We start from the raw sequence: 20,750 nt of genomic DNA, 5'->3' as shown, positions 1-20,750 counted from the left end.
GAGCAAACACAGATCAGGAAAGAAGGGCTGCGATGCTGCACATCGACCTGAACAGCGATCTCGGCGAGCATTACGGCGCCTGGCGGATGGGCGACGACGAACGCATGCTCGAGATCGTCACGAGCGCCAACGTCGCCTGCGGGTTCCATGCGGGTGATCCGAAGTCCGTCCTGGGGACCCTGCGGGCGGCCGCCGGGAGCGGCGTCGCGGTCGGGGCGCACGTCGCCTACCCGGACCTCGTGGGTTTCGGCCGGCGGCAGATGAACGTGACCGACGAGGAGCTGGAGGCCGACGTCATCTACCAGATCGGCGCACTTCAGGCGCTGGCCAGGGTTGCGGGCACCGAGGTCGGCTACGTCAAGCCGCATGGCGCTCTCTACAACACGATCGCCCGCGACGAACGGCAGGCCGCCGCCGTGATCAGGGCCATGCGTGCGGTGGATCCCGAGCTGCCGCTGGTCTGCCTGGCCGCCTCCCCGCTGGTCGAGCAGGCCGAGGCCGCGGGACTGCGCGCCGTCCCGGAAGCCTTCGCCGACCGGGCCTACGAGCCCACGGGCGCTCTCGTCTCCCGGCGCGAGGAGGGTGCGGTGCTCCACGACTCGGCCGATGTCGCCGAACGCATGCTGCGTCTGGTGCGCGAAGGCGTCATCAGCGCCCGCGACGGCAGTGAGGTGAAGATCCGGGCCGAGTCGATCTGCGTGCACGGCGATACCGACGGCGCCGTCCAGATGGCAGCCGACGTGCGCAGCCATCTGCTCGACGCGGGTGTCTCCCTCGGCTCGTTCACGGGTGCGCGGTGAACGCCGCAGATTCACGGGCCGCCCGCGGATCCGGTCCTGCGGAACCGAAGGTCCGGGTCGCCGGGGACGGTGCCCTGCTGCTCGACTGCGGAACTCTCGACCACGCCCTGGCGGTCTTCGCCTCGCTCGCCGCTGCCCGTGAATCCGGTGAGCTGGATGTCGGGGAGCTCGTACCCGCTGCGGAGACCGTGCTGGTGTACGGCGGTGAGGCGGCATCCCCCCGGCGTTTCACGATGCGGCTGGGCAAGCTGCTCAGGGAGCACGCGGGCTCCGCCGGGCGGGCGGGGGAGGAGGCCGAGACCGTGATCCCGGTGACGTACGACGGCGGTGATCTGGAGGAGGTCGCCCAGCTCACGAGCATGAGCGTCGACCAGGTCATCAACCGGCACCTGGCCGCGGACTACACGGTCGCGTTCACGGGTTTCGCGCCGGGCTTCGCCTATCTCTCCGGCGGGGACGACGCGTTGAGCGTGCCCCGCAGGCAGTCGCCCCGGCCGCGTATCCCGGCCGGCTCCGTCGGCCTGGCGGGACCGTTCTCCGGGGTGTACCCGCGGGAGAGCCCCGGAGGATGGCAGCTGATCGGGCATACCCCCCGGGCGATGTGGGATCTCGATCGCGAGCGCCCCGCGGCACTGGTCCCCGGGGCGAGAGTCAGGTTCTCCGCGGAGCGGGGACAGCTCTCGATCGGCGAGCCGCAGGAGAGCGCGCGAAGCGCCGTGGACACGGAACCCGAGGGCGGCAGACCTGTCCTGGAGGTCACCGAGCCCGGTCTGCAGACCCTCGTGGAGGACGCGGGCCGCCCCGGATTCGCCGCGTTCGGCGTGAGCCCGTCCGGAGCCGCCGACCGCGGTACCCTGGCCAGCGCGAACCGGCTCGTCGGCAACGCCGAGAGCCTCCCCGTCCTGGAACTGGGACACGGCGGCTTTGCCGCCGAGGTGCTCACCACCTCGGTCCTGGCCCTCGCCGGCGCACCGCGCAGCGGCCGGATCGAGGGGCCGTTCGGCTCGCGCGAGGTGGTGACGGGCCGCCCCTTCCGGGTCGATCCCGGCGAACGGATGCAGCTCGACGCCCCGGAACGCGGTCTCCGCACGGTTCTCGCCCTGCGGGGTGGGGTGCGGGCACCGCTCGCGCTCGGCAGTGCCTCCCGCGATACCCTCGCGGGCCTCGGCCCCGAACCGCTCGCCGCAGGGGACAAGGTGCTCGCCGGTGATGCTCCCACGACCGCCGTCGGCCTCCCGGAGCCACCCGCTGCCGAGCTCCCCGTACCCGGTGAGGAGACCGTCCTCAGCATCGTCCCCGGGCCGCGCGATGACTGGTTCGGCGAGGAGGGGCTGCGGAGCCTGACCGAGACCTCCTGGGAGGTGACCCCGCACAGCGACAGAGTGGGAGTGCGCCTGGCGGGCGAGGTCCTGAAACGGTCGGCGGACTACCGCGACCGCGAACTGCCGAGCGAGGGCACCGTCACCGGGGCGCTGCAGGTTCCCCCCGACGGCCAGCCGGTGCTCTTCCTCGCCGACCGGCCCCTGACGGGCGGCTACCCGGTGATCGGCGTCGTCCACGGCCGGGACCTGGACCTCGCGGCGCAGCTGCCGCCCGGCGCCCGAGTGCGCTTCACCACGACACACCTATCGACACACCCTTCGACGAGCCTTTCGACGACAGAGGAGAACGAACGATGAGCCTGAGCACCGTCCTGGTGGCCAACAGAGGGGAGATCGCGGTGCGCGTCGTCCGCGCCGCGAAGGAGGCCGGGCTGCGCTCGATCGCCGTGTACGCGGACCCCGACGCCGATGCGCCTCATGTGCGCCTGGCCGACGAGGCGTACGCGCTTGACGGGACCACCCCCGGCGAGAGCTACCTCGACATCGCGAAGCTGCTCGAGATCGCCGAACGCGCCGGAGCGGATGCGGTGCACCCCGGCTACGGGTTCCTCTCCGAGAGCTCCGAGTTCGCCCGCGCCGTCATCGACGCGGGCCTGGTCTGGATCGGCCCAGATCCCGAGGCCATCGAGCTGCTGGGCGACAAGGCCCGCGCGCGGGCGCTCGCCGCGGAGGTCGGGGCACCGCTGGTCCCCGGCACGAACGATCCCGTGCAGGACGCCGAGGAGGTCGTCGCCTTCGCCGACGCTCACGGCCTCCCCGTGGCGATCAAGGCCGTCCACGGCGGCGGTGGACGGGGGATGCGCGTGGTCCGCGACCGCGCGCACATCGCGGAAGCCTACGAATCCGCGGTGAGCGAGGCCGTCACGGCCTTCGGACGAGGCGACTGCCTGGTTGAGCGGTTCCTGGACCGTCCCCGGCACATCGAGGCGCAGGTCCTCGGCGACCGCCACGGCCGCGTCGCGGTGCTCGGGACCCGTGACTGCTCCCTGCAGCGCCGCAACCAGAAGCTCGTCGAGGAGGCACCCGCCCCGTTCATCGACGACGACCTGCGCGCACGGATCCACACCGCTGCCGCCGATATCTGCGCCGCCGCGCACTACGTCGGGGCGGGCACGGTCGAGTTCCTGCTGGGGGCCGACGGCACCCTGTCCTTCCTCGAGGTCAACACCCGCCTGCAGGTCGAGCACCCGGTCACGGAGGCCGTGACCGGGGTGGACCTGGTCCAGGAGCAGTTCCGCATCGCAGCCGGCGAACCCATGCGCGTACCCGATGAGGTGCAGGTCTTCGGTCATGCGATCGAGTTCCGCATCAACGCCGAGGATCCCGCCCTCGGCTTCCTCCCGACCCCCGGGACGATCGAGAGGTTCGACGCCCCCGCGGGCCAGGGCGTGCGCCTGGATGCCGGCTTCGAAGCGGGGCAGACGATCCCGGGCAGCTTCGACTCGCTGCTGGCCAAGCTCGTGGTCTGGGGGCGGGACCGCGAAGAGGCCCTGGCGCGATCGCGGCGGGCGCTGGACGAGTTCGAGATCGGAGGCGTCGCGACGGTGCTGCCGTTCGACCGGTACGTCGTCACAGACCCTGCCTTCACGGCCTCCGAGGGGGAGTTCGCGGTGCATACCCGCTGGATCGAGGAGGAGTGCCCTGCGGACTTCGCGGCCGCCGAGCCGGTTCCCTCACCCGGGCAGACGCCCCTTCTGCGGGTGCCCGTGGAGATCGACGGGCGGCGCGTGCAGCTGGGACTGCCGGCCGCATTGCTGGCCCGCCTCGGCACCTCCTCCGACGGGGCGGCGCCGGAGGACAACGCCGGAGGTGGCGAGGAGACCGAGTCCGACCCCGGCGCGGTGCCCGCTCCCTTCAACGGCAGGCTGAGCGCGTGGAAGGCCGACGACGGCGCGGAGGTCTCCGAAGGAGAGACCGTCGCGGTCATCGAGGCGATGAAGATGGAGGTGCCGGTCAAGGCACCCCGGGCCGGTACGCTGCGTCGGAATGCCGAGGCCGGAGAGGACCTGGTGGCAGGCCAGGTGCTCGGCACCGTGGAGGAGTCGTGATCTCCGCGACCCGGCGACAGCTCGCCGAGGCCCGGGAGGCCCGAGCCGCCTATCGAGGGGGACTGGTCCGGCCCACGAGCGGCGTCGCCCATGGGCTGGTCCAGGCGAACCTGATCTCCGTCCCCGCGGACTGGGCCTACGACGTCCTGCTCTACGCCCAGCGCAACCCTCAGCCCTGTCCGGTCCTGGAGGTGCTCGACGCCGGGGCCACCGAACCGGCCATGGCACCCGGCGCCGACCTGCGCACGGACCTTCCCGCCTACCGGGTGTGGCGCGATGGGGAGCTGGCGGAGGAAACCGGCGACGCCTCTTCCGCCTGGGAGGAGCACCCCGATCTGGTTTCCTTCCTGATCGGCTGCAGCTTCAGTTTCGAAGCGGGCCTGGTCGAGGCGGGAATCCCCATCCGGCACCAGGAGCTGGAGCGCAACGTGCCCATGTACCGCACCTGCCGGCCGTGTGCGCCCGCAGGACGGATCAGCGGTGAGCTCGTGGTCTCCATGCGTCCCATCCCCGCGCACCGCGTGGCCGACGCGGTGCAGATCTCCGGAAGGTATCCGGCACTCCACGGGGCGCCGGTGCATGTCGGCGATCCGGAGGGTCTGGGCATCACCGACATCGGTACCCCCGACTTCGGGGACGCTCCGGAGATCGGCGAGGGCGAGATCCCCGTGTTCTGGGCCTGCGGCGTCACCCCGCAGGCCGCGATCATGGCATCGCGCCCGCCCTTCGCCCTGACCCACGCCCCGGGCTACATGTTCGTCACGGACGCCCCGGACTCCCGCTACCGGGTCTAGGACGGCCTGTACCCGCCGGACGGAGACTACTCGCGGCCGTTTGAGGCGACGCGTAGGCTCGGTGACGTGACTGAGCGCGACTACTTCGAAGGCGATGACCGTACCAACCGCGAGCGCATGATGGCCGGCGACCCGTATATCGGGGACGATCCGGTCAACGCGGCGCGCAGCAAGCTGGCGGCCCGCCTGGCGCACGAGTACCACATGGCCGTGCTCCACGAGCAGGACGATGCCCGCGGGATCCTGGAGCAGATCATCGGCGACCTCGGCGAGGACGTCATGATCCGCCCGCCGCTGTACGTGGACTACGGCGAGTTCATCTCGATCGGCGCGCGCACCTTCATCAACTTCAACCTCACCGCGCTGGACGTCGCTCCGATCACCATCGGCGAGGACTGCCAGTTCGGCCCCAACGTCCAGCTGCTGGCCCCCACCCATCCGGTCGACCCCCAGCCGAGGAGGGACAAGCTGGAAGGCGGCAAGCCGATCGTGATCGGCGATAACGTCTGGCTGGGCGGTGGCGCCGTCGTGTGCCCCGGCGTGACGATCGGCGACAACTCCGTTATCGGTGCCGGCGCCGTGGTGACCAAGGATGTCCCCGCCAACGTCGTGGCGGTCGGCAACCCGGCCAAGGTGATCAAGCACATCTGAGTGCGGTCGCAAGGCGCGGGGGGCCTGGACGCCGGGGTGGGGGCATCGTGGTGACCGGCGTGGTGCGATGGCGCCGGGAGCCCGTCGGCGTCATACTTGGACACCTGTCTGAGTGAGGGGCGAAGAAGAACCGCGCCGTGTCGTCCCACCGCCTCCGAGAGTGCTCGGCGGGTGGTTCCGGACGGAGATGGAAAGGGTTAGTCAGCCTGCAGCGGCGCGGACGATGAGGGGACATCATGACAGATCAGAATCCGGAGCCGGCGGCGGTCCTGGCCGCTTTCGTCCAGCGGCATCCCGGCGGCGTCCTGGCCACCCATCCCGCGGAGGGGGACTTCCCCGAGGCGGCGTGGGTGAATCTCGCGGTGACGGGGTCGGGGACCATCGTCTTCGCCACGGACCGTCGCGCCCGCAAGGCTCTCAACATCGGCTCGCGCCCCGAGGTGTCGCTCGTGGTGGTCTCCGGGCAGGGGCAGGAGATCCAGATGGAGGCCCTGGCGCGCGTCCTGGGCGGCAGTGAGGCCGAGCATGCGGCGGACGCCCTGGCCATCGCCCACGGTGAGAGCGCCGAGGATCCCGCCTACCTGTGCGTCGTCGGTCTGGAGCCCCGGTGGATGCGGTGGGTCGACGTGGAGACGAGCCCGCCGGTGATGGAGGAGAACGACCTCTGACGGGAGCCCGCAGTAGGTCCGGGGCGCCGAGCGGGCGTCCGACGGCGGTGTGATGCGTCGCCACCGAAACACCGCGAAAACAACGGGAAACCGTACCCGCGGCGTGCGCACGCCGTGGCACCATCGTCCGGTGGCCACTGAAAGCACCCGCGACGAAGCGCATCCCGAATCCGGTCCGGACGGCACCGCGACAGCCGGAACCGGCGCGCCGCACGGCAAATCGGTCAGCGCCCTGTTCCCGGGCAAGACCTTCATCTCAGCCGTCCTGGAGGCCCTGGATACCAAGTACCGGATGACCGGGACCCTGGTCCAGCGCTATCTGATGCGTGCTGCGATGGCCGGGATGATCGTCGCCATCCTGTACGTGACCAACTTCGGGCTGATCGCGGTCTTCGATGGGATCCCGGTGGGGGAGGAGACGCTCATCGGCATAGGCCGCGCCTTGGGTGGACTCGCCTTCGGCTGGGCGCTGGTGTTCATCTACTACACCAAGTCGGAGCTGCTGACATCGAACATGATGATCGTCTCGATCGGTGGTTATTATCGCAGGATCACGGCCTGGCGGGGGCTGAAGATCCTGGGGCTGTGCTTGCTGGGCAACTTCCTCGGCGGGCTGCTGATCGCGGTGCTGTACACCATGTCCACCATCCCCGATGGAGCCGCCGGCGAGGCGATGCTCGCGGCGACCGAGCACAAGCTGGCCTACGTCGCCGGGGGCTGGGAAGGCTATGGGGACCTGTTCGTCCGGGCCGTGCTGTGCAACTTCATGATCAACCTGGCCATGCTGCTGATCTACAACGGCTACATCAAGGACGACCTCACCAAGGCGCTGTCCATGATCGCGGCCGTGTTCGTCTTCGCGTTCCTGGGTCTGGAGCACTCCGTGGCCAACACGGTGCTGTTCACCGTCGTGGGGCTGAACCACGGCATCGACGTCCTGGCAGCGCTGGCCAACGTGGGGGTGGCGCTGATCGGGAACTTCATGGGCGGCGGTCTGCTCATCGGCATCTACTACGCCTACGTCAACGACGACAGCCACTACCACCCCGTCTCCGAGGCTTGAGAAGAAGGCGCCTGAGCGGATAGGCCCGACGGAGAGGCCCGTACGAGGGGATCTGAGGGGGCCTGCCCTAGGAGGCGGGTTCCTCATCGCCGTCGTTGGCCAGTCTCAGGCCCCGGTAGCGGTTGATCGCCCCGTGCAGCTCCTGCCGGCGCGGGGCTGCCAGATAGCCGGGGTGTCCTGCATGGCGGCCCAGGGTGTCCAGTCCCTCTCGCTCGAGCCGGGAGATCACCTCCGAGGCGAGCTGCTCCAGGGCCACATTTCCTCCGGACCCGGCACCCACCTGATCGATGACGTGGGCGATCGCCGTCGTCTGCCCCGGGTCGACCAGCTGCGAGACCGCGCTGAGATCGATGTGCTCACGTCCCACCTGGATCTCCGTACGGCCTCGGGCACGGGAGCCCTTCGACTTCGATGCCGGGGCGAGGCTGTTGCGCTGCACGATCCGCGGGGTCCGTGCGCGGAACGGTGGTACCTCGCGGGCGTTGACGCCGGAGGTGCCCGACTCGTCCGCCAGGGGCGTGTCGGCGGCGATCTGCCGGGCCTCCCGGGTGACGTCCCGCGGCTGGTAGGACTCCATGGCGATGACGTGGTCGGCCACGTCGAAGAACGCCCCGGACCCACCGGCCACCAGGACCGTGGAGACCCCCGTCTGGGTCAGCATGGGCTCGACGCGGTCCACGAAGGGCGTGATGGGTTCCTTGTGCGCCGGGATCAGGCGTTTCATGCGGTCGTCGCGGATCATGAAGTTCGTGGCGGAGGTGTCCTCGTCGATCAGCACCGCCGAGGTCCCCGTCTCCAGGGCCTCGACCAAATTGGCCGCCTGGGAGGTGGAGCCGCTGGCGTTCGTCGTCGTGAAGGCACGGGTGTCCACGCCCGTCGGCAGCCCCGTGATGAAAGGGGAGATGTCGACGCCGGTCACCGCGCGGCCGTCCTCCGCCCGGATGGCCACCGCGTCCTCGCGCGTGAGCACCCACTCGCGTCCGTCGCCCCCGATATGCGGGTAGACCCCTCCGCTGAGAGCCGCCAGCAGCGTGGATTTCCCGTGATAGCCCCCGCCCACGATCACCGTGATGCCGGAGGGGACCCCCATCCCGGTCACCCGCCGGCCGCTCGGGAGGTCGACGGCGACCCGCAGCGACTGAGGGCTCTCGAACGGGACGGCGCCGCGTTCCAGGGGCAGGGCCGAGTCGCCCGAGCGGCGGGGCAGGATCGCGCCGTCGCCGACGAAGGCCACCAGATCGCGTTCGGCCAGCGAATCACGCAGGGCGAGCTGGTCCAGGTAGAGCTCCACGTGGGCGATGAGCGCGTCGTCGTCACGGTGACCCGGCGCCAGGGATGACAGCAGGACCTCGGGCAGGGCCTTGGTGAGGATGCGGTCCGCCGAGCGGCCCTTGACCCGCCGGCCCGCGGCCGGCAGCCCGACCTCGAACCGGACCTCCACGTGCTCGCCGGAGATCACGACGGTGCTGCGTTCGATCACCTCCTGCCCGCAGGGGTAGGCGGTGATCGCCCGCGACTCGTCCGCCCCGGAGTCATGGCCCCATCGTCCGCGAGGCGCCGCCCGCGAGGACCGCGGAGAACCTCCCGCCCCGCGCTGACGGGCGGTGACCGCTGCGAGGAAGCCGCGGGCCAGGAAATCGGCGGCCGCGATCCGCTGCTCGCGGCTGTCTGCCGACCCCGGCGGAAGCGCGAGGGCCTCACGGGTGAAGATCGCACGGACCTTCGAGGGCGGTGCATACGGATCCACCTGGACATGGTCGACACTGAGGCGGAAATCTCCCAGGTCGTACATCCCCTTGAGCCGCTTGTAACCTCCGTAGCCCTGGCCGTCGAGTTCCTGGAGGATGCGGTGCAGTGTCTGGAGGTCGCGCATCCCCCCACCCTACGGGCCCGCATAGGGTGGGCCTATGCGCAGGAGAATCGAGACAGCGAAGGGCGATTCCGCCTCAGTGAGCGGGGGCCGATGAGCGGCGGGCACACCACACTGGGACGAGCCCTGAGATCCCAGGCGGGATTCGCCGTGGTGCTGGCGGCAGTCAGCGTCATCGCCGCGTTCCTGGGGCAGCGCTCCGTTCTACGGAACAACAACTTCTCGGTCATCGACGACGGCGCCCTCCTGGGCGTCATCGCCCTGTCGGCGGCCGCCGTGCTCTGGCCATGGGTGCTGGCCGACCTGCACCGGGAGGACTACGGCTTCCCCCGGCGCGGGCTGATCCCGCTGTTGCTGCTGTCGGGCCCCACCGTAGCCGTGGCGGCGGCGGTGTCCATGCTCGCATGGCCGTGGGCGCTGGGATCGGGTGCAGACTTCACCACGCTAGGAGGCAGCCTGGGAGAGAACCCCCTGGGGATCCTCGTGCTCAGCGCGGGCTGCTGGTTCCTGACCAATGTGGGCATCACCGCCTCGGCTCCCGTCTTCGCCGCCGTCGATCCCCTGTGGCTGCGCCTGCTGTACCTGGTGCCGTTCCTGACCTCCGTAATCGCCGGACCCGTCTGGCTGTCCCACTGGCAGGGCGCGCCGTATCAGCAGGCCGGTTCGGTCCAGGCACTGACCACCATGCTGGTCCTGGTCGTCCTCAGCGGCATCGCGGCGGCCCTGACCGGCGTGCTCATCAACTGGTTGCGCTCCCGCGCCCAAGCCCCTCTCCGGCGGCTGCCGCAGGGCTGAACCGTTTCCGGAAGGCCCAATCCGTCCTTGCCATGCCCCTACCCGTGGAGCCGCGCACCCTTGTAGTGTCCTAGATGAACGTGACACAGAGCACATCCGCGGCGAGCAGGGGACGAGCCATGACCCACACACCCTCACGACATGTCACCCGCAGAGCGCTTCTGAGCGTCGGAGCGGCGCTCGGAGCGGGAGGGCTCGTGGCCTCACCAGCGCGGGCCTCGGTGCCGCCCGCCGGCGCCCCCGGCGCTGGTGAAGGCGGTGGTACCGGAGCCCAGCCGGAGCCTTTCAAGACACCGGAATCCTGCGGTGCGACGGCCGCGGTCTCCAGCGTGGACGCCTATGCGAGCGATGTCGGGCTCACGGTGCTCCAATGCGGCGGCAACGCCGTGGACGCCGCGGTGGCGATGGCCGCCGTCCTCGGGGTGACCGAACCCTTCTCCAGCGGGGTCGGCGGTGGCGGCTTCCTGGTCTACCGGGAGGCGGCCACCGGGGCAGTGCACACCATCGACGGCAGGGAGACGGCGCCCGCCGCCTATACCGAGACCGAGTTCACGGACGGTGCGGGCAACGCTCTGGACTTCGATGCCGTGGTGGGCTCCGGGAAGTCCGTGGGCATCCCCGGCACGCCGGCGACCTGGGAGGCTGCGCTCGCGAGCTTCGGCACCCGGGATCTCTGGGAACTGCTCGAGCCGGCGGAGCAGCTGGCCCGGAACGGTTTCGTGGTCGATCAGAACTATCACGACCACACGGCGCAGAACGCCGAGCGGTTCTCCCGGTTCCCCGAGACGGCCAGGGTCTTCATGCCCGATGGCGAGCCCCCGGCCGTGGGCAGCGAGTTCCGCAACCCGGACCTGGCCGAGACCTACCGGATCCTCCGTACCCAGGGCGTCCGCGAGTTCTACGAAGGCGCCCTCGCCCAGGCCGTGCTGGCCGAGGCGAACCGGCCGACCACCGCGGGCGGTGACGAGGTGCCGGGCAGTCCGATGACCGCCCAGGACATGGCCTCCTACGCGGCCCTGCCGGGGGAGCCGACCGTGAGCGCCTACCGCGGGATGACCGTGTACGGGATGGGCCTGCCCAGTTCCGGCGGCATCGCCGTGGGGGAGACGCTGAACCTGCTCCAGGAGATCGAACGCCGTACGGGCACCCCGCTGAGCGCGCTGAGCGAGGTCGACTATCTTCACCGCTTCGCCGAATCCACCGCGATCGCCTTCGCCGACCGCAACCGGTGGGTGGGCCATGTCCCGGACGTGCCGATCGGGGAGCTGCTCAGCACGGGATTCGCCGGGGAACGCGCGGCACTCTTCGCCCCGGACCGCGCCCAGGACCGTCCCATTCCCTTCGGTTCGCCCGACGGCGACTACGAGGACGCCGCGGCGGCGGGCATCGGCCAGCCCGAGCCGCGTGAGGGGCAGTCCACCACCCATCTGAACGTCGTGGACCAGTACGGCAACGCCGTCTCCTACACCCTGACGATCGAGCAGACCGGGGGATCCGGGATCACCGTCCCGGGCTACGGCTTCCTGCTGAACAACGAGCTCACGGACTTCAACTTCGTGCCGGTGACGCCGGGGGTCCCGGATCCCAATCTGCCCGGTCCCGGGAAGCGCCCGCGTTCCTCGATGAGCCCGACCTTGATCACCGACGACGCCGGTCTGCGGCTGTCGGTGGGCACACCGGGCGGGGCGACCATCATCACGACGGTGGCCATGATCATCGCGGGTTATTTCGAGCGCGGGCTGCCGCTGGTGGACGCGGTGGCGGCCCCACGGCTCAGTTCACGCAATTCCTTCCCCGAGGATGCGGATCTGGGGCTGGGGTCCTCGCCGACGGGCGCCGGGCTGGCGGCCCTCGGGCATGAGATCCAGGACGAGGATCCCGGGAGCTGGATCGGCAACGCCTCCGGCGTGGCCCGTGAGGGCGCGATGCTCGTGGCAGCCGCCGAGACCGAACGAGGCGGCGGGGGCGCGGCCAGGAGCTGGTAGCGGACCCTCGGGTGCGCTAGCTCCAGATCCCGGAGCTGCCCCGGCGGTGAGAGCCGACCAGGTGCAGGTCCACCATGCCGACGGCCGACATCAGGGCGTAGGCCGTGGTGGGGCCGACGAAGGCGAAGCCCTCCCTCTTGAGCGCCCTGGCCATGGCCGCCGACTCCGCGGACTGCGTGGGCACCTCGGCCATGGTCCGCGGCTCCGGGGTGGCGGCGGGCTTGAACGACCAGATGAACTCGCTCAGCCCGCCCTTCTCCCGGAGCCCCACGGTGGCACGCGCGTTGCCGATGGTGGCGGCGATCTTGGCCCGGTTGCGCACGATGCGCGCATCCGCCAGGAGCCGTGCCGTATCGGCCTCCGTGAAGGCCGCGACCTCCTCGGGGACGAAATCCTTGAAGGCGGCCCGGAAGGCCGGGCGCTTCCTCAGGATCGTGGCCCATGAGAGGCCCGACTGGAACGCCTCGAGGCTCAGCCGTTCGAAGAGTCCGCGTTCATCGGTGACCGGCATGCCCCACTCGGTGTCGTAGTACTCGCGCATGAGGTCGTCGGCGGCCGCCCAGCCGGGGCGGGCCAGGCCGTCGTCGCCGGTCACGAGTCCCGTCTCCGTGGTCATGCCGCCAATCTACGCGGTGTGAGCACCGTGGCCCGCGCCCCGCCGGCCGGAGAGCCGGTCCCACAGCGGGGACAGCGCGGCGGCTGCGGCCAGGAAGCAGACCATGATCACGAGCAGTCCCCAGGCTCCGGTGCCCAGTCCGGAGCTGCCCTCCGCGCTGAAGAACAGCACGTCGCGGACGCCGAGCCAGGTGTAGTGCAGCGGCTCGATCCTCGCCAGCCAGGCGAAGAAGCCGGGCAGGGCCTCCACCGGAACCACCGCGCCAGCCGAGGGGAGGCCGAGGAAGATCAGGTAGATCATCGACAGGATCATGCCGATGCTCCCGCCCACGGTGAGCAGCCCGATCGTGACCGCCGAGACCGTGCAGATCGACAGCCAGCTGATCAGGAAGAGCAGTCCGCCGTGCGGCATGGGCATGTCGACGAGCGAAGCGGCGAACATCATCACGCCGGCCGTGGCGGCACCGGCGACGGCCATGATGCCCCACTTCAGGAAGAGGGTCGCGAAGCGTGAGAGGGCCACGGTGCGATACGTGCGGAAGCTGGGCCCCATCTCGACGGGCACGATGCCGAGGATGCCATCCACCAGGGTGCTGACGGCGATGCTGCCCGTCAGGCCGACCACCAGCAGGACGATGGACCAGTAGAAGGGCCCCATGCCCAGGGCGGTGCCCTCGCCCAGATCCTGCCAGGCGTGGGTGTCGATCTGGACCGGGTCCTTCAGCACGTCCTGTGCGACGGCGGTGACATCGGGGACCCGCTGTCCGGCATCCTGACGCGCCTGGACCTGCTGGTCCGCGGCCGAGGAGAGCTCCTGGCCGATGGTGTCCGAGACCTGGCCGAGGGCCGGGGTGATTCCTTCCGTCACCAGCCGTGAGCTCATGGAACCGGCCTGGGGGGAGGTGATCAGCTCGATGGTGGGCTGGGCGCCGTCGCCGTCACCGCCCACTGCGGCCGGGATCAGCGCCATGCTCCGTGCGCTGAAATCCGACGGGATCACGATCGCCCCGTAGACATCCCCGCGCGTCAGGGCGTCGTGGGCCTCGTCCTGGGACATCTCCTGCAGGTCGAACTCGCCGCTGTCGTTGACCTCCTGGATCAGCGACCCGGTCAGATCGTTGCCCAGGTTCTCGTCGTGCTGAGAGCCGTCCGGATCGGAGACCGTGGTGCCCTCGTCCTGGTTGACCACGGCAAGGGGCATGTCCTCCATATGGGAGGTCGGCGAGCCGAGTCCGCCGAGGTAGAGCAGGATGCCCAGGAATCCGACGATCAGGGCGACCGCCGGGGGCAGGATCCAGCGCACGGTCCGGGGCATGTCCCAGAGCGTGGCCTTGTGATGTGCAGTCTTCGCGGGAGAACTCTCAGAAGTCATCCGTACCTCGATACATTGGTGTATTGAAATCTGAGATAGGACGATACACTTGTGTATTGAAATGGTCGAGAAGGGAACGACGGCGATGAGTGAGACTCCGGACACAGAAGCGGTCAAGCGGTCCCGGGTGGCCACCCGGCGCAAACTCGTGGAGGAAGCCGCCCCGGTTTTCGTGCACAAGGGGCTCGAGGCCGCCAGCGTCGCCGACCTGTGCGCGGCGGCCGGTTTCACGCGGGGAGCCTTCTACAGCAATTTCGAGTCCAAGACCGAACTCGCCGTGGCCGTCTACCAATACCGCGTGAACCATCTGGTCGACCTGCTCCATGCGGAGGTCGACCGGCAGCTGGCTCGGGAGGTGCCCATGGCGGAGGTGCTGGGCTTCGTCCTGCAGTCGCTCACCGGATTCACTGAGGACGGCGCATGGCAGGGGTTCCGGCTGGAGATGCACCTGGCCGCGGACCGGGACGAGCAGCTGCGCCTGGCGGTGGACGAGCAATACGAGCGGATCGTCGCGGCCGTTGCGGAGGTGCTGGCCACCGTCGGCCGGCACGGGGTGAGCTATACGCTTCCCAAGACGGACCTGGCCCGGCTGCTGATCGCCGTCTGGGACGGCGAGCTCCTGCGACTGGGCCGCCGCATGACGTCCGAAGGCGGGATCGGAGCCCGGCTGATCTCGGCCACGTGGGAGGCCTTCACCGTCATCAGCCCGGAGGCCGAAGCCGGCGGCTCAGGCACCCGGTAGTCCGGCAGTCGGAATACGGCGACGACAGGAGGAGGTCGTCCGGTACCTCGGCGTGCCAAGGAGCGGCAACATCGGCAGGGGACGGGGACGCGGGGACTATGTTGAAGTGGGCGGGGCCCGCTCCGCCGGCAGAGTCGGTTGACGAAGGAGTGGCAGCGCATGAAGGCAGCACGTTTTTACGGCCATGAGGACATCCGCATCGACGAGATCCCCGAGCCGACGGTGGGGCCCGGCGAGGTGGGCATCGACATCGCCTGGTGCGGCATCTGCGGCACCGACCTGCACGAGTACAAGGACGGTCCCGTCTTCTGCCCCACGCACGACACCCCGCACCCCATCTCGGGGGAGACGGCGCCTGTGACCCTGGGGCATGAGTTCTCCGGAGTGGTCTACGCGCTGGGCGACGGCGTGGAGGACCTCGAGGTCGGCGATCACGTCGTGGTCGAGCCGTACATCATCGGCGACGACGTCGACACCGGGCCGGAGTCCAAGGACTATCACCTGTCCGCGAACATGAACTTCATCGGCCTGGCCGGTCGCGGCGGAGGGCTGGGGGAGAAGATCTCCGTCAGGCGGCGCTGGGTCCACAAGATCAGCAAAGATCTTCCTCTGGACCAGGCGGCCCTGATCGAGCCGCTCTCGGTGGGTTACCACGCGGTCCAGCGGTCCGGGGCCCAAGAGGGCGACTTGGCGATCATCGGCGGGGCGGGCCCGATCGGCCTGCTCACGGCGGCCGTCCTGAAGGCGATCGGCTGCACAGTGGTCGTCTCCGAGCTCTCACCGCTGCGGCGGCAGAAGGCCATCGAGGCGGGGGTGGCCGACCACGCCCTCGACCCGACCGAGGTGGACGTCGCGGATGAGGTCCGGAAGCTCTCCCGGGACGGGCGCGGCGCCGACGTCGCCTTCGAGTGCACGTCGGTCCAGATCGTGCTCGACACCCTCATGGACGCCCTCCGTCCCACGGGGGTGCTGGTGGTCGTCTCCATCTGGGCCAAGCGCTCGGATTTCGACATCCACAAGCTGGTCATGAAGGAGATCGACCTGCGGGGCACGATCGCCTACGTCAACTCGCATCCCGCGACGATCGAGCTGGTCGAATCCGGCAAGATCGATCTGGAGCCGTTCATCACGGGCAGGATCGCCGTGGAAAACCTGGTCGACGAAGGCTTCGACACGTTGATCAACCACAACGAGACCGCCGTCAAGATCCTCGTGTCCCCGAGCGGCGAGGGTCTCTGAGCCACCGCGGCACACCGACCCTGACCGTCCCTGGCGGGAGCACTACCCGCTGATCTCCGCCGGGGCCGGTGCGGGAGAGCCGGGGGCGGTCCTCCGGCGCTGGAAGTTGACGCGCTGGTCCTCCTCCGAGACGTCCTCGGTGTGGTGGGTGACCAGCACGACGATCCGCTCCGCCAGCGCCGATCGCAGGTCGTCCATCAGCTCCCGGGCGCCGTCGGCGTCCAGATGGGCGGTGGGCTCGTCCAGTAGGACGACCTTGCCCGGGGCCAGCAGTGCGCGCGCGACGGCCAGCCGCTGAGCCTGCCCGCCCGAGAGCTCCGAGCCCCCGCTGCCCACCCACGTGTCCAGTCCCCGCGGAAGGTCGTCCAGGAACGGCCCCAGTCCCACCGCCCGGAGGACTTGAACCATCTCGGCGTCGGTGGGTGCCTCCTCGGGGGAGCGGGCCAGCGCCAGATTGCCGCGAATGGTCGAGGCGAACAGGTGGGCCTCCTGGGGGCACCACACCACCAGTCCCTGGGCCGCGGCGGGGTTCCCGCCCAGGTCCACCGAGGCCGTTCCGTCGCCCTCCGGCCCGTAGATCGTCCCTCGGGCCACGGCGACGGAACCGGCCGAGGGAGCCACATGTCCCATGATCGTGGCGAGCAGCGTGGACTTGCCGCTTCCGGAAGGCCCCTCGATCACGAGCCATCGCCCGGGCCGGACGGTGGCGGTCAGGGGGCCGAAGGCATCGTCGCCGGCTCCCGGCCAACGGGTCGCGAGGCCTTCGATGCGCAGAGCCGGGGACCGGTCCCCGGCTGGTTTTTGCCCGGTCGGATCCTGCGCCGTCGGGCCAGACGCCTCGGGCCGTGGCCGGGACGCACCTGATGGGACGGTCACCCGGGCGGTTCGCGCCAGGGCGCCGCGCAGCGCGGGCGCCTGCTGGGCTGCGGCCACCGCGCCGCTGAAGGGCTCGGTGAGTCCCAGGGGAAGCAGCGCGACGACGGCCACCATGGGCTCGGTGATGTCGCCCGCCGCCAGTGCACCGGCAGCGGGTCCCAGGACGAGAACGGCGGCCGAGACGGTGGCCAGGGCAACCAGCGCCTCACCCAGTCCCAGGGCCCACGAACCCCGCTTGGCGTCCCGTGCGGCGGTCTCGTCCAGGGCGGTCACACGGGACAGGACCCGCTCGCCGATGCCGTTGGCCCTGATCTCCGGCGCCGCGGTGACGATGGCGACGAACTCGCGGGTCATGCGCGCCTTGGACTCCAGGACGGCCTGGGCCGCCGCGCGGTCGGCCAGTGCCGCAACCGCAGGAGCGATCACCACGCTGATGACGGCGGCGGCGACTATCACCCAGAGCGCCCGGGGCACCAGGAGCCCGTAGGCGATCCACGAGGCGGCGGCCGTCGTGACGGCCACGGCCGCCGGAAGCAGGACCCGCGGGGTGAGGTCGCGGACCCTGTCGGCCGCGACCACCAGGTACTCCATGGCCGACGGCCCCGTGGCCAGCGCCCGGGTGGACAGGCCACGCTGTGCCAGACCCGCCCAGATCCTCGACCGGAGGTCGACCAGCGACGTGAAGACGGCGCTGTGGGTGACCAGGCGTTCGGCGTAGCGCAGCGCGGCCCGGCCGATGCCGAAGAATCTCACGCCCACGATGGCCACCATGAGGTACATGATGGGCGGCTGCTGCGCGGCGCGCACGATGAGCCATCCCGAGAGGGCGGTCAGGGAAGCCGCGAACAGCGCGGCGGCCGTGCCGAGCAGGATCGCACCCACCCAGCGCCAGGCACTGGGCCTCAGGAAGGCCCGGAACTCGGCCTGGACCGTCCCGGGCGGCGTCACCGCCGGCCGTGTCGGCCCTTCCGCACCTGCGGCGCGGTTCGGCGTCGTGTCCGTTCCAGGCTCCGGTGCGGCTGGACCGGAGACGGCCTCCGGCCCAGGAGCACTGTGCCCGGCATCCGGGGCGAGTCGGGTCCCGCCCTGCCGGCCGACTCGCATCCGGAAGCCGGCCATGCGCAGTACCCGGTCGTCATGCGAGGCCACGACCACCGTGACCTGCGGGTTGCCGACGACGCCGGCCAGCGCCTCCAGCACGGCCCGCGCCGAGGCATCGTCCAGGTGGGCGGTGGGTTCGTCCAGGAGGAGCAGGTCGGCTCCCGCCGCCACTCGGAGCAGGCCGCGCCCGACGGCGACCCGCCGCAGCTCACCGGGGCTGATCCGGGCGGGGTCGTCATCGGCCACGGCCTCCAGGCCCAGCTCGGCGAGCACGGGCGGAACGGCTCGGGGGCCCGGCGCGTAGAGCTCGAGTTCGGCGCGCACCGTCCTGCCCACGGTATGCGGGTGCTGGGGCACCCAGGCCAGGCGGTCCGGGTCGACGCCCTGGACCGTTCCCTCCGAGGGTGGCAGTAACCCCGCCAGGACCGCCAGGAGCGTGGACTTCCCGGAGCCGCTGGCACCTGTCACCGCGGTGATGGCTCCGGCCGGGAAGTGCGCCGTCACGTCGTCGAGAACGGGGGAGCGGCCGTACCCGGCGCTCAGGTGCTCGAGCCGGACGGGGCCCGTCGCGTCACCCGTCGCGTCATCGCCCGGTTCCGCTCCGGCGGTCAGCTCCCGGGAACGGCGCAGCGCGGCCAGGCCGTCCTGGGAGGAGTGGAAAGCGGCACCCAGCTCACGGAACGGCTGGAAGCACTCGGGAGCCAGCACCAGTGCCAGCAGGCCCACGCTGAGGGGCAGGGAGCCGTCGATCAGGCGCACCCCGATGAAGACCGCCACGACGGCGACGGAGATGGTCGCGATCAGCTCCAGGACCAGGGAGGACAGGAACGCCGTGCGCAAGGTGCGCATGGTCGCGTCCTTGTGCGCCACGCCGATCCGGTCGAGGGCGGCGGCCTGGTCGTCCAGCCGGCCCAGGCCGACCAGGACCGGCAGCCCCCGCCCGAGTTCCACGAGGTGGTCGGAGAGCCGCTGGAGCTTCCGGGAGGCGGAGTCGGCCTGGGCCTGGGAATGCTGCCCGACCAGGATCATGAAGATCGGCACCAGGGGAATGGTCAGGACGATGATCAGGGCGCTCACCCAGTCGACGGACAGGATCCGCAACCCGACCACGACCGGCACGGCCACGGCGGAGATCATCGTGGGCAGCACCGAGCGGTAGTACTCGTCCAGCTCGTCGAGGCCGATCGCGGCTACGGCGGAGATCGTTCCCGCCCGTGAGCCGGCCACGGCAGGGGGACCGTCCGGCGGCGCCGCGGCCCCGTTCCGGAGCACGGCCGCGGCGATGCCGTGCCGGATGCTCTGCTTCGCGGTCACGGCAGCTCGCGTTGCGAACCATCGATGGGCCCAGATCAGCGCGGCGCGCAGCACGGCTCCGGCCAGGCCGAGGGCGACGGCGCCGGACAGGGCGGCGCCGTCCTGGTCGAGAGCGGCCACGATTCCGCGGGCCAGCGCCTCGGCGATCAGCACCAGGGCGAGCGCCTTCAGCACGCCCAGGACGCCGAAGACCGCCACGGACCGCAGGCCGCCCGGCCCCAGGCGGTCAGCCCCGGCTGACCGGTCCTCGCGGGAGTCGGCACGGGGGCCTCGGCTGAGGTGCGGAGCGCCGCCGGGCTCGGCCGTCATCGGCGCAGGATGGCGGGGAGGAAGTCATGGGCATCGGGGATGTGCTGCTCCGTCAGCCGCTTGCGGAAGACCCAGTAGCTCCACGACTGGTAGACCAGGATCAGGGGCAGGGCCACGCCGGCGATCCAGGTCATCACCGTGAGGGCGTAGGAACCGCTCGAGGCGTTGTACACCGTGAGGTCGAAGGCCCCGTCCACGGTGGAGGGCACCAGCACCGGGAACACCGCGGTGAAGATGGCGGCGGATCCCGCGACCAGGAAGGCCGCCAGACCGGTGAACGCCCAGCCGTCGCGGTCGACATATGCCGCGGCCCACGCGCCCACCAGGGCGATCACGGCCAAGACCACCAGCAACCAGCTGACCGTGGAACCGTGGCGTACCTGGACCACGAGGACCCATCCGATGAGAGGGGCCACGGCCCACGGCATCCACCGCACGACTGCACGACGGGCCTGTTCATGGACGTGACCGGAGGTCTTCACGGTGAGGAACGCCGCGCCGTGGACCCAGCTGAAGCCGGCCACGGCCAGCCCGCCCAGCAGGGCGTGCCAGGAGAGCCACGCGAACGGCCCTCCCACCCGGTCCCCGTTGGCGTCGATCGGCAGGCCGAGGGTGGTGCTGGCCAGCATGGCCCCGATCCCGAAGGCGATGAAGAAGGACCCGAAGCCCAGGGCCCGGTCCCATCCGGCACGCCAGCGCTGCGTATGCCGCTTGCCGCGGTACTCGATCGCCACGGCCCGGAAGATCAGGGCCAGCAGCACCAGGGTCAGCGGGATGTAGAGGGTCGAGAACAAGGAGGCGTACCACAGGGGGAACGCCGCGAAGGTGCCCGCCCCCACGGTGATCAGCCAGACCTCGTTGCCGTCCCACACGGGGCCGATCGCGTTGAGCATGAGCCGCTTCTGCTTCTCGCTCCCGCCGCGAGCCCAGATGCGCATGCCGACGCCGAGGTCGAAGCCGTCCAGGACCAGGTACCCGGTCCAGAGGAAGGCGATGACCGCGAACCAGATCACGGGCAGGACGTCCATGGGGATACTCCTCGCTGGGGCCCTGGGAGGGGCTCCCGGTCAGCACGGGGGCTGACTGTCGTCTCGAATGCGGTTGCCTCGGCGGTGGTCGTCTCAGC

At 70.6% G+C, this 20,750-nt stretch carries 16 protein-coding genes; 11 read left to right on the top strand and 5 right to left on the bottom strand.

Going from position 1 to position 20,750, the window contains the following annotated elements; genetic code table 11:
* Positions 1-32: 32 nt before the first annotated feature.
* From FCK90_RS06445 to FCK90_RS06415, 7 genes are all read left to right on the top strand, one after another.
* Entirely contained in the window at positions 33-800 is a 768-nt protein-coding gene (locus FCK90_RS06445; protein ID WP_158033481.1) for a LamB/YcsF family protein, read from the top strand.
* Positions 797-2,479, top strand: coding sequence for a 5-oxoprolinase subunit B/C family protein (locus tag FCK90_RS06440; RefSeq protein ID WP_158033480.1), 1,683 nt, complete (start codon positions 797-799; stop codon positions 2,477-2,479). The genes FCK90_RS06445 and FCK90_RS06440 overlap by 4 nt, the downstream gene beginning before the upstream one ends.
* Positions 2,476-4,230: an acetyl/propionyl/methylcrotonyl-CoA carboxylase subunit alpha gene (locus FCK90_RS06435; protein WP_220433287.1), complete on the top strand. Its 1,755-nt coding sequence runs from the start codon at positions 2,476-2,478 to the stop codon at positions 4,228-4,230. Before FCK90_RS06440 ends, FCK90_RS06435 begins: the two co-directional genes overlap by 4 nt.
* Complete coding sequence (locus FCK90_RS06430; RefSeq protein WP_246180042.1) at positions 4,227-5,024, top strand: putative hydro-lyase; 798 nt, start codon at positions 4,227-4,229, stop codon at positions 5,022-5,024. The genes FCK90_RS06435 and FCK90_RS06430 overlap by 4 nt, the downstream gene beginning before the upstream one ends.
* Positions 5,025-5,141: 117 nt before the next feature.
* Complete coding sequence (locus FCK90_RS06425; RefSeq protein ID WP_158033605.1) at positions 5,142-5,675, top strand: sugar O-acetyltransferase; 534 nt, start codon at positions 5,142-5,144, stop codon at positions 5,673-5,675.
* Positions 5,676-5,911: 236 nt separating this feature from the next.
* Entirely contained in the window at positions 5,912-6,343 is a 432-nt protein-coding gene (locus FCK90_RS06420) for a pyridoxamine 5'-phosphate oxidase family protein (RefSeq protein WP_158033479.1), read from the top strand.
* Positions 6,344-6,473: 130 nt separating this feature from the next.
* Positions 6,474-7,406, top strand: coding sequence for a formate/nitrite transporter family protein (locus FCK90_RS06415; RefSeq protein WP_246180041.1), 933 nt, complete (start codon positions 6,474-6,476; stop codon positions 7,404-7,406).
* 67 nt (positions 7,407-7,473) lie between these two features.
* On the opposite strand, the gene FCK90_RS06410 is transcribed toward FCK90_RS06415, so the two are convergent.
* Positions 7,474-9,279, bottom strand: coding sequence for an ABC-ATPase domain-containing protein (locus tag FCK90_RS06410; protein WP_158033477.1), 1,806 nt, complete (start codon positions 9,277-9,279; stop codon positions 7,474-7,476).
* 90 nt (positions 9,280-9,369) lie between these two features.
* Here FCK90_RS06410 and FCK90_RS06405 point away from each other — a divergent pair, with 90 nt between their 5' ends.
* Together FCK90_RS06405 and ggt are read left to right on the top strand one after the other, a co-directional pair.
* Entirely contained in the window at positions 9,370-10,071 is a 702-nt protein-coding gene (locus tag FCK90_RS06405; RefSeq protein ID WP_158033476.1) for a hypothetical protein, read from the top strand.
* A 119-nt stretch (positions 10,072-10,190) separates the two neighbouring features.
* A complete protein-coding gene (ggt, locus tag FCK90_RS06400; protein WP_158033475.1) occupies positions 10,191-12,056 on the top strand; it encodes a gamma-glutamyltransferase in 1,866 nt (621 codons plus the stop codon).
* Positions 12,057-12,072: 16 nt separating this feature from the next.
* Here ggt and FCK90_RS06395 read toward each other — a convergent pair whose 3' ends face one another.
* Both FCK90_RS06395 and FCK90_RS06390 read right to left on the bottom strand, forming a co-directional pair.
* Positions 12,073-12,672, bottom strand: a complete 600-nt coding sequence (locus FCK90_RS06395) for a DNA-3-methyladenine glycosylase I (protein WP_158033474.1) — start codon at positions 12,670-12,672, stop codon at positions 12,073-12,075.
* A gap of 9 nt (positions 12,673-12,681) precedes the next feature.
* On the bottom strand, positions 12,682-14,043 hold the full coding sequence (locus FCK90_RS06390; RefSeq protein WP_158033473.1) for a YhgE/Pip domain-containing protein: 1,362 nt from the start codon (positions 14,041-14,043) through the stop codon (positions 12,682-12,684).
* An 85-nt stretch (positions 14,044-14,128) separates the two neighbouring features.
* Between FCK90_RS06390 and FCK90_RS06385 the strand changes: the two genes are divergently transcribed.
* A complete protein-coding gene (locus tag FCK90_RS06385; RefSeq protein WP_181954219.1) occupies positions 14,129-14,785 on the top strand; it encodes a TetR/AcrR family transcriptional regulator in 657 nt (218 codons plus the stop codon).
* A gap of 159 nt (positions 14,786-14,944) precedes the next feature.
* Positions 14,945-16,024 carry a 2,3-butanediol dehydrogenase gene (locus FCK90_RS06380; RefSeq protein ID WP_158033471.1) on the top strand — a complete coding sequence of 360 codons (1,080 nt, stop codon included), beginning with the start codon at positions 14,945-14,947 and terminating at the stop codon, positions 16,022-16,024.
* Between the two features lie 42 nt (positions 16,025-16,066).
* Here the strand turns inward: FCK90_RS06380 and cydC are convergent, their stop codons facing one another.
* Together cydC and cydB are read right to left on the bottom strand one after the other, a co-directional pair.
* Positions 16,067-19,624: a thiol reductant ABC exporter subunit CydC gene (gene cydC / locus FCK90_RS06375; protein ID WP_158033470.1), complete on the bottom strand. Its 3,558-nt coding sequence runs from the start codon at positions 19,622-19,624 to the stop codon at positions 16,067-16,069.
* Entirely contained in the window at positions 19,621-20,652 is a 1,032-nt protein-coding gene (gene cydB / locus FCK90_RS06370) for a cytochrome d ubiquinol oxidase subunit II (RefSeq protein WP_158033469.1), read from the bottom strand. The genes cydC and cydB overlap by 4 nt, the downstream gene beginning before the upstream one ends.
* Between the last annotated feature and the right edge of the window lie 98 nt (positions 20,653-20,750).

It is taken from the genome of Kocuria coralli (genome assembly GCF_008831305.1).
GTDB lineage: Bacteria > Actinomycetota > Actinomycetes > Actinomycetales > Micrococcaceae > Kocuria > Kocuria coralli.
Note: the sequence above shows the minus strand (reverse complement) of the source record. Positions and strands in the feature narration are given on the sequence as shown.

What these genes read in the sequence shown, in the direction of transcription:
- FCK90_RS06385 (WP_181954219.1), top strand. Translation starts at nt 14,129, where the DNA reads ATGAGTGAGACTCCGGACACAGAAGCGGTCAAGCGGTCCCGGGTGGCC.
- FCK90_RS06435 (WP_220433287.1), top strand. Translation starts at nt 2,476, where the DNA reads ATGAGCCTGAGCACCGTCCTGGTGGCCAACAGAGGGGAGATCGCGGTG.
- cydB (WP_158033469.1), bottom strand. Translation starts at nt 20,652, where the DNA reads ATGGACGTCCTGCCCGTGATCTGGTTCGCGGTCATCGCCTTCCTCTGG.
- FCK90_RS06390 (WP_158033473.1), bottom strand. Translation starts at nt 14,043, where the DNA reads ATGACTTCTGAGAGTTCTCCCGCGAAGACTGCACATCACAAGGCCACG.
- ggt (WP_158033475.1), top strand. Translation starts at nt 10,191, where the DNA reads ATGACCCACACACCCTCACGACATGTCACCCGCAGAGCGCTTCTGAGC.
- FCK90_RS06445 (WP_158033481.1), top strand. Translation starts at nt 33, where the DNA reads ATGCTGCACATCGACCTGAACAGCGATCTCGGCGAGCATTACGGCGCC.
- FCK90_RS06380 (WP_158033471.1), top strand. Translation starts at nt 14,945, where the DNA reads ATGAAGGCAGCACGTTTTTACGGCCATGAGGACATCCGCATCGACGAG.
- FCK90_RS06420 (WP_158033479.1), top strand. Translation starts at nt 5,912, where the DNA reads ATGACAGATCAGAATCCGGAGCCGGCGGCGGTCCTGGCCGCTTTCGTC.
- FCK90_RS06395 (WP_158033474.1), bottom strand. Translation starts at nt 12,672, where the DNA reads ATGACCACGGAGACGGGACTCGTGACCGGCGACGACGGCCTGGCCCGC.
- cydC (WP_158033470.1), bottom strand. Translation starts at nt 19,624, where the DNA reads ATGACGGCCGAGCCCGGCGGCGCTCCGCACCTCAGCCGAGGCCCCCGT.
- FCK90_RS06410 (WP_158033477.1), bottom strand. Translation starts at nt 9,279, where the DNA reads ATGCGCGACCTCCAGACACTGCACCGCATCCTCCAGGAACTCGACGGC.
- FCK90_RS06405 (WP_158033476.1), top strand. Translation starts at nt 9,370, where the DNA reads ATGAGCGGCGGGCACACCACACTGGGACGAGCCCTGAGATCCCAGGCG.
- FCK90_RS06425 (WP_158033605.1), top strand. Translation starts at nt 5,142, where the DNA reads ATGATGGCCGGCGACCCGTATATCGGGGACGATCCGGTCAACGCGGCG.